Below are 7,774 nucleotides of genomic sequence, written 5' to 3' on the forward strand. Positions count from 1 at the left end.
GCGCCCTTCCGCCGGGCACGGTCCTCACCGGCGTGCGCGTCACCTCCGTCTCGACGACGTCGGTGACGACCGCGGAGCACGGTGACATCCGGTGCCGGGCGGTCCTGGTGGCGACGGGTGCGCGCGCCGCGGCCGAGCTGCTGCCCGGGTTGCGGGTGCCGGAGTTCCATCCGGTGACGGTCGTGCACCACACGACGGACGAGCCGCCGGCGACGGGGGCGTCCTTGCTTCTCGACGCGGATCTCGGCGGGCCGGTCGCGCACACGGCGGTGGTCAGTGACGTCGATCCGTCCCGGGCTCCGGCGGGACGGGCGCTGGTGTCGTCCACGGTGCTCGGGCGGCCTCCTGGGGAAGTCGACACGGCGGTGCGGATGCATCTGGCGCGGTTGTACGGGGTGCCGACGGCCCGGTGGGAGACGCTGGCCGTGCACCAGACGGCGGAGGCGGTGCCGGCGATGCGGCCGCCCCATGATCTGCGGCGGCCGGTGCGGTTGATCGCCGGGCTGTATGTGTGCGGGGATCACCGGGACACCAGCACGGTCCAGGGCGCTTTGCACTCCGGGCATCGGGCGTCGGCGGCGATTCTGGCGGACCTCGGGGCGGGGCGGTCGATGCACGTTGCCGATCCTGTGCCGACTGTTCCGAGGGCCGCGTAGGTGGTTGTTCGGGTGCGGGGGCGCTGTGGCTTGTCGCGCCCACGCGGCGGAGCCGCACATCGACACAGCCCCGCGCCCCCAGGCACCTCACCCCAAAGCCGCTACCTTGTCGCGGTAACTACGCACCGGGGCGGCGTCCTTGTACGGCTCCAGTCGTCGCTCGAAGTCCCGCACGTACTCCACCGCCCGTACCGAGCGCATCTCCGCTGCCTGGCCTGCCGCTTCCGCGGCGAGCTGGCAGGCCTGGTCGAGTTCGCCGAGGCCCAGGCGGGCGGTGGCGAGGACCACCCGGCAGAAGAGCCGGCTGCGGGCGAACGAGGGGGCCCGCAGCTGGAGTGAGCGTTCCGCGTGCTGGGCGGCGGCGCGGAACTGCTGGAGGTCGCGGTGGCAGTGGCCGAACTCGTCGGCGAGCTGAGCCTCGTCGAAGAACTTCGCCCAGTGCGGGACGTCGTCGCCGGGCCGGGCCGTATCCAGGGCCCGTTCGGCGCGGACCAGCGCGGCGGTGCAGGCCCGGACCTCGCCGAGCACCCCGTGCCCACGCGCCTCACAGGCGTGCAGCAGGGCCTGGACGACGGGCGGCCCGGAGGTGCCGACGCCCTGCTGGGCCACGCGGGCGAGCTGGACGGCCTCCCGCCCGTGCCCGAGGTAGACGGCCTGACGGCTCATGGTGACCAGCACAAAGGCCCCGTACGTGCGGTCCCCGGCCGCCTGGGCGAGCCGCAGCGCCTGGACGAAGTAGCGCTGGGCGAGTCCGTGCGCCGCGATGTCGTACGACGTCCAGCCCGCGAGCCGGGTCAGGTCGGCGGCGGCCGCGAACAGCCGGCGGCCGGTCTGCTCGCCGTAGCTGCCGCGCAGCATGGGCTCGCACTCGTGCTCCAGGTAGCGCACGAGGGCCTGGCGGGCGTGGCCGCCGCCGTAGGCGTCGTCGAGGGTGCGGAACAGCTCGCCGACCGAGCGCAGAGCGGCGATGTCGCCGGCGGTGACCTTCTGACCGGGCCCGCGTTCGGCCTGGCCGCGCCGGCGGGGCAGGGACGGCACACCCGGCTCGGCCGTGGCCGTGGTGGGGCGCAGGGCGGGGCGGCCCTGAGCCGGGATGCGGGCGGGGGCCGGCTCGCCCCGGGCGACCTTCTCGTCGGCCCGGCCGATCAGCCAGTCCCGACTGGGCACGACGAGCCCGGCCGGGGTGAAGGAGATCTTGCGGAGCTCGGCGTGGCTGCCGGAGTCCTTGCGCCACAGCCCGCTGACGATGTCGACGGCCTCTTCGGGGGTGGCGGCGAACTCCAGCCCCGCGTACACGGGGGCGCAGGCGTCCAGGCCGAGGTCCTGGGCGGTGAGGCGGCGGCCCAGACGCCGGGTGAAGACCTCGGCGATCAGGGCCGGCGTGGTGCCCCTGGGCTGCTGACCGCGCAGCCACCGGGTGACGGATGTCTTGTCGTATCTCAGGTCGAGCCCGTGTTCGAGACCGAGCTGGTCCACGCGACGGGCGAGTCCCGCGTTGGAGAACCCCGCTTCTGCGATGAGCGCGGCGAGCTGTCGGTTGGGGGTGCGCTGCGCGGGTCGTTCCGTCATGGTGCGGTGCGGTCTCCTGCCTTCCGGTGTTGGTGATGTGCCGGATTGCCTGTGAGCAGGCCTTTTGGCTTGCTGGGACGGCGCGAATGTAGCGGAGAGTAAACACCCCATCACACATTTTCACGGACATTCATCCGATCGTGTGAGGATTGGTCTCGGGGCTGACGCGTCCGGGCCGGACGTACAGTGACTTGGGCGCGTTACGTGCCTGACACACCCATTCGAGGGAGGCGCTTGCCGTGAGTGAGTTGCGGTTCGTCCGCATGGGGTTCGGTGACGAGGCCGTCGAGTACCAGGAGGCGTGGGACGAGCAGCGCCGGGTGCATGCGGCGCGCTTCGCCGACGAGATCCCCGACACCGTGCTGCTTCTGGAGCACCCCCCGGTCTACACGGCCGGGCGGCGCACGGCGGACAACGAGCGCCCCCTCGACGGCACGCCGGTCATCGACGTGGACCGCGGCGGCAAGATCACCTGGCACGGCCCCGGCCAGCTGGTGGGCTACCCCATCCAGAAGCTCCCGCGCCCGGTGGACGTCGTGGCGCACGTGCGCCGCCTCGAGGAGGCCCTGATCCGCGCCTGCGCGGAGTTCGGCCTGGAGACGAGCCGGGTCGAGGGCCGCAGCGGCGTGTGGATCCTGGGCGACCCGGTCGAGCAGCGCCCCGCGCTCGGCGGGCTGTCGCTGGACTTCGACCCCCGGCTGCACGACGAGGAGTTCGACCCGCGCATGAACGGCCCGGAGTACGCGCCGTCCAACGCGGGCCAGCGCCGCGAGGACCGCAAGATCGCCGCCATCGGCATCCGCGTGGCCAAGGGCGTCACCATGCACGGCTTCGCACTCAACGTGAACCCCGACAACAAGTGGTTCGACCGGATCATCCCCTGCGGCATCCGCGACGCGGGCGTCGCCTCGCTGGCCGGCGAGCTCGGCCGGGACGTGACGATCGAGGAGGTCCTGCCGGTCGTGGAACGGCATCTGCGGGACGTCCTGGAGAGCGCGGAGCTGAAGCCGCGGGAGATCGAGAAGACCCCCGCGGCATAAATCGGCCCGCGCGGGAGCTGAAGGGGCCAGCACCGCCGCAGGCTTTCAAATCAACGGGCGTACCCTTGAGGACGCCGAAGAATCAATCGCTAGGGAGCCGGTCGTGTCCGCAGTCGCACCCGACGGACGCAAGATGCTGCGCCTGGAGGTCCGCAACAGCCAGACCCCCATCGAGCGCAAGCCCGAGTGGATCAAGACCCGGGCGAAAATGGGCCCCGAGTACACCGCGATGCAGAAGCTCGTGAAGAGCGAGGGCCTGCACACGGTCTGCCAGGAAGCCGGCTGCCCCAACATCTACGAGTGCTGGGAGGACCGGGAGGCCACCTTCCTCATCGGTGGCGACCAGTGCACCCGGCGCTGCGACTTCTGCCAGATCGACACCGGCAAGCCCGAGGCGCTCGACCGCGACGAGCCCCGCCGCGTCGGCGAGTCCGTGGTCACGATGGACCTGAACTACGCCACGATCACCGGCGTCGCCCGCGACGACCTGGAGGACGGCGGCGCCTGGCTGTACGCCGAGACCGTGCGCCAGATCCACCAGCAGACCGCGGGCCGCGAGGCCGGCCGCACCAAGGTCGAGCTACTGGCGCCCGACTTCAACGCGGCCCCCGAGCAGCTGGAGGAGGTCTTCTCCTCCCGGCCCGAGGTCTTCGCGCACAACGTCGAGACGGTCCCGCGGATCTTCAAGCGCATCCGCCCCGGCTTCCGCTACGAGCGCTCCCTGAAGGTGATCACCGACGCGCGCGACTACGGCCTGGTCACCAAGTCGAACCTCATCCTCGGCATGGGCGAGACCCGCGAAGAGGTCAGCGAGGCGCTGAAGCAGCTGCACGAGGCGGGCTGCGAGCTGGTCACCATCACGCAGTACCTGCGGCCCTCCGTGCGTCACCACCCGGTGGAGCGCTGGGTGAAGCCCCACGAGTTCGTGGAGCTGAAGGAGGAGGCCGAGCAGATCGGCTTTTCCGGCGTGATGTCCGGACCGCTGGTGCGCTCCTCGTACCGCGCCGGGCGGCTCTACCAGATGGCCATGGAGAAGCGAGACGGGCATATCGCGGCGCAGGCCGTCTGACGGACCGTCACCACCCCTGCCCATCAAGGGTCGAGACAAGCGTGTGAATTCGCGCACAAGAGACTACCCGCCGGTAGTGACCGATTTGCCGCGGTCCTGACCGTCCTCGCAGATGAGGGCACATGTCAGGACCGCGTCGGCGTTCCGCCATTCCCCGCCAGGGCTTCATGGGTGTTTGACCGGCCGGTCACGCCCTGGTAACACCAATCAGTGACGCTGAACTCACAGCACGTACACCCATCACCCGAGGGGGGACCTCACCCATGCAGGCCGCGCCGCCCGTCCGCGCCACCGCGATTCCGTCCTTCACGACCGCACTGCGCGCCGTCGAGTCGCTGCTGATGAGCAGTGGTCAGCGCACCGCCCGCCGCAACGCCTGGACCTCCGTGCTGGAGGACCGCCGTCGCGCCAAGGACCGGGTCGAGACGCAGCGCGTCATCGAGCAGTCCCTGTCCGTCCGTCCCTGACCCTCCGGCCCTCCCCCAGGGGCTCCCGCGGGCACTGCCGTCGTCGGCGCTTGTGGGGCCACGTAGACTTCGGGGCATGGCGAGGAAGGAACCTGCAGCGGACGCTGCGAACCCCGGGCGACTGAAGCAGATCGCTCTGACCTACAAGATGACCCGCAAGGCCGACAAGAAGATCGGCCTTGTACTCGCGGCAGTCGGAATCGTCACCTTCGGTGTCTTCCTCGCGATCGGTTTCTTGATCGGTCACCCCATCTATCTCGGCATCCTGGGCCTGCTGCTCGCCTTCCTCGCGTCGGCGATCGTGTTCGGGCGCCGGGCCGAGCGGGCCGCCTTCGGGCAGATGGAGGGACAGCCCGGCGCCGCGGCGGCGGTGCTCGACAACATCGGCCGGGGCTGGACGACGGCCCCCGCGGTGGCGATGAACCGCAACCAGGACGTGGTGCACCGCGCGGTCGGCAAGGCCGGCATCGTGCTGGTCGCCGAGGGCAACCCGAACCGGGTGAAGACCCTGCTGGCCGCCGAGAAGCGGAAGATGAACCGCATCGTCGCGGACGTCCCGGTGCACGACCTGGTCGTGGGCACCGGAGAGGGCCAGGTCGAGCTGAAGAAGCTGCGGACGACCATGCTCAAGCTCCCGCGCGTGCTGACCGGCCCGCAGGTCACGGCCACCAACGACCGGCTGCGCGCCCTCGGTGATCTGATGAGCAACATGCCGCTGCCGAAGGGGCCGATGCCGAAGGGCATGCGGCTGCCGAAGGGCGGGCCGAAGACTCGCTGACACCCGCACACCACATGAACGAGGGGCGCCCGGATCACACCGGGCGCCCCTCGTTCGTGTCCGTGCGGGTCCGGCGTTCAGGTCAACACCGGACGTTCGGGTCAGGTGCGGACCTCGATCGTGCCCGCCAGCCGGTCGTGCAGGCCGCGGCCGTCGCGGTCCCAGATCAGCGCGGGGATCGCGAGGAAGAGCAGGACCGTGCGCAGTGCGGCGCGCCACGGGCTGACCCGGCCGGTGTCCAGGGCGAGCACCCGCAGGCCGAACAGGCGCTTGCCCGGAGTGAAGCCGACCGAACCGACCGTGAGGACCATCAGTGCGAACATGATGAGCGGCGCCCAGATCTGGGCCGCCTCGTTGTAGCTCTGCGTGATGAGACCGTATGCGATCAGGAGACACAGACCCCAGTCGACGGCGAGGGCACCGATCCGGCGGCCCGGGCGGGCGATCGAGCCGGGTCCCTCCTCGGGCAGACCGAGCTGCTCGCCCCGGTATCCGAAGTCGGCACCGGCCTCTTCCGCGGCCGCGCGGGGTCCGGAGAGCCACGATCCGAGTGCTTGCCTGTTGTCCACCCGTCCACGGTACTGCGCCCGTAAATGACCGGGGCACGGCGGGGTGTGTCCGGGCTACGGTGGAGGGTGAGCCGGTTAACTTGTGCGAAACAAACGAGTCACGCCCGAGAAACCACCCGTCCCTAGGGTCGAGGTCAGCGTGTGCCACCCGCACTGGCCGCACGAACGAACTACCACCCCGGCGGGACGGTCGGGAGTAGGAGGAGCTGGATGTTCCAGAACGCCGACGAGGCCAAGAAGTTCATCGCGGACGAGGACGTCAAGTTCATCGACGTCCGCTTCTGCGACCTGCCGGGCGTGATGCAGCACTTCACGATCCCTGCATCGGCCTTCGACCCGGCCGAGGAGCTCGCCTTCGACGGCTCCTCGATCCGCGGCTTCCAGGCCATCCACGAGTCCGACATGGCGCTGCGCGCGGACCTGTCGACCGCCCGGGTCGACCCGTTCCGCCGCGACAAGACGGTCAACATCAACTTCTTCATCCACGACCCGATCACGGGTGAGCAGTACTCCCGTGACCCGCGCAACGTGGCGAAGAAGGCCGAGGCCTACCTCGCGTCGACCGGCATCGCCGACACGGCGTACTTCGGTCCCGAGGCCGAGTTCTACGTCTTCGACTCCGTCCGCTTCGCGACCAGCGCGAACGAGTCCTTCTACCACATCGACTCCGAGGCCGGCGCCTGGAACACCGGCGCCCTCGAGAACAACCGTGGTTACAAGGTCCGCTACAAGGGCGGCTACTTCCCGGTCCCGCCGGTCGACCACTTCGCCGACCTGCGGGCCCAGATCTCCCTCGAGCTGGACCGCGCCGGCCTGCAGGTCGAGCGCCAGCACCACGAGGTGGGCACCGCCGGCCAGGCCGAGATCAACTACAAGTTCAACACGCTGCTCGCCGCCGCCGACGACCTCCAGCTCTTCAAGTACATCGTGAAGAACGTGGCCTGGCAGAACGGCAAGACCGCGACCTTCATGCCGAAGCCGATCTTCGGTGACAACGGCTCGGGCATGCACGTCCACCAGTCGCTGTGGACCGGCGGCCAGCCGCTCTTCTACGACGAGGCCGGTTACGCGGGCCTGTCGGACACCGCCCGCTACTACATCGGCGGCATCCTCAAGCACGCCCCGTCGCTGCTGGCGTTCACCAACCCGACGGTGAACTCGTACCACCGCCTGGTGCCGGGCTTCGAGGCGCCGGTGAACCTGGTGTACTCGCAGCGCAACCGCTCCGCCGCGATGCGTATCCCGATCACGGGCTCCAACCCGAAGGCCAAGCGCGTCGAGTTCCGCGCGCCCGACGCCTCCGGCAACCCGTACCTGGCCTTCTCGGCGCTGCTGCTGGCGGGCCTCGACGGCATCAAGAACAAGATCGAGCCGGCCGAGCCGATCGACAAGGACCTGTACGAACTGGCGCCCGAGGAGCACGCGAACGTCGCGCAGGTCCCGACCTCCCTCGGCGCGGTCCTGGACCGCCTGGAAGCCGACCACGAGTTCCTGCTCCAGGGTGACGTGTTCACCCCGGACCTGATCGAGACGTGGATGGTCTCCAGCAGCCGGTAGCGCATGCCGGAGGAGCCGTCGTCCCCGCTGGGCGCCGCCACGACGAGGGACTTGTCGACGAGCGCCCCG

General features: G+C 70.3%; 7 protein-coding genes and 1 pseudogene. 6 read left to right on the forward strand and 2 right to left on the reverse strand.

What is annotated here, in order from left to right:
* Positions 1-656 (forward strand): FAD-dependent oxidoreductase (locus ABZ281_RS28540; protein ID WP_356660011.1); only part of this gene is annotated, 656 nt, incomplete at its 5' end.
* Positions 657-743: 87 nt separating this feature from the next.
* Here the strand turns inward: ABZ281_RS28540 and ABZ281_RS28545 are convergent.
* Positions 744-2,225 (reverse strand): regulator, encoded by a 1,482-nt coding sequence (locus ABZ281_RS28545; protein ID WP_356660013.1) that lies wholly within the window; start codon positions 2,223-2,225, stop codon positions 744-746.
* Positions 2,226-2,464: 239 nt separating this feature from the next.
* Here ABZ281_RS28545 and lipB point away from each other — a divergent pair, with 239 nt between their 5' ends.
* The 4 genes from lipB to ABZ281_RS28565 all read left to right on the forward strand — a co-directional run bounded on the left by lipB (position 2,465) and on the right by ABZ281_RS28565 (position 5,579).
* Positions 2,465-3,265, forward strand: a complete 801-nt coding sequence (gene lipB / locus ABZ281_RS28550; protein WP_356660015.1) for a lipoyl(octanoyl) transferase LipB — start codon at positions 2,465-2,467, stop codon at positions 3,263-3,265.
* A gap of 103 nt (positions 3,266-3,368) precedes the next feature.
* Positions 3,369-4,334, forward strand: coding sequence for a lipoyl synthase (lipA, locus tag ABZ281_RS28555; RefSeq protein WP_356660017.1), 966 nt, complete (start codon positions 3,369-3,371; stop codon positions 4,332-4,334).
* Between the two features lie 263 nt (positions 4,335-4,597).
* Entirely contained in the window at positions 4,598-4,801 is a 204-nt protein-coding gene (locus tag ABZ281_RS28560) for a hypothetical protein (protein WP_030837456.1), read from the forward strand.
* 76 nt (positions 4,802-4,877) lie between these two features.
* Positions 4,878-5,579, forward strand: a complete 702-nt coding sequence (locus tag ABZ281_RS28565; protein WP_356660019.1) for a DUF4191 domain-containing protein — start codon at positions 4,878-4,880, stop codon at positions 5,577-5,579.
* 101 nt (positions 5,580-5,680) lie between these two features.
* Here ABZ281_RS28565 and ABZ281_RS28570 read toward each other — a convergent pair whose 3' ends face one another.
* Positions 5,681-6,148 carry an RDD family protein gene (locus ABZ281_RS28570; protein WP_356660021.1) on the reverse strand — a complete coding sequence of 156 codons (468 nt, stop codon included), beginning with the start codon at positions 6,146-6,148 and terminating at the stop codon, positions 5,681-5,683.
* Between the two features lie 210 nt (positions 6,149-6,358).
* On the opposite strand from ABZ281_RS28570, the pseudogene glnA reads away from it, so the two are divergent.
* A pseudogene (gene glnA / locus ABZ281_RS28575) lies at positions 6,359-7,687 on the forward strand (type I glutamate--ammonia ligase); the annotation flags it as partial.
* Positions 7,688-7,774: the final 87 nt, after the last annotated feature.

It is taken from the genome of Streptomyces sp. NPDC006265 (assembly GCF_040613555.1).
Classification (GTDB): Bacteria; Actinomycetota; Actinomycetes; order Streptomycetales; family Streptomycetaceae; genus Streptomyces.

What these genes read in the sequence shown, in the direction of transcription:
- ABZ281_RS28560 (WP_030837456.1), top strand. Translation starts at nt 4,598, where the DNA reads ATGCAGGCCGCGCCGCCCGTCCGCGCCACCGCGATTCCGTCCTTCACG.
- ABZ281_RS28545 (WP_356660013.1), bottom strand. Translation starts at nt 2,225, where the DNA reads ATGACGGAACGACCCGCGCAGCGCACCCCCAACCGACAGCTCGCCGCG.
- ABZ281_RS28565 (WP_356660019.1), top strand. Translation starts at nt 4,878, where the DNA reads ATGGCGAGGAAGGAACCTGCAGCGGACGCTGCGAACCCCGGGCGACTG.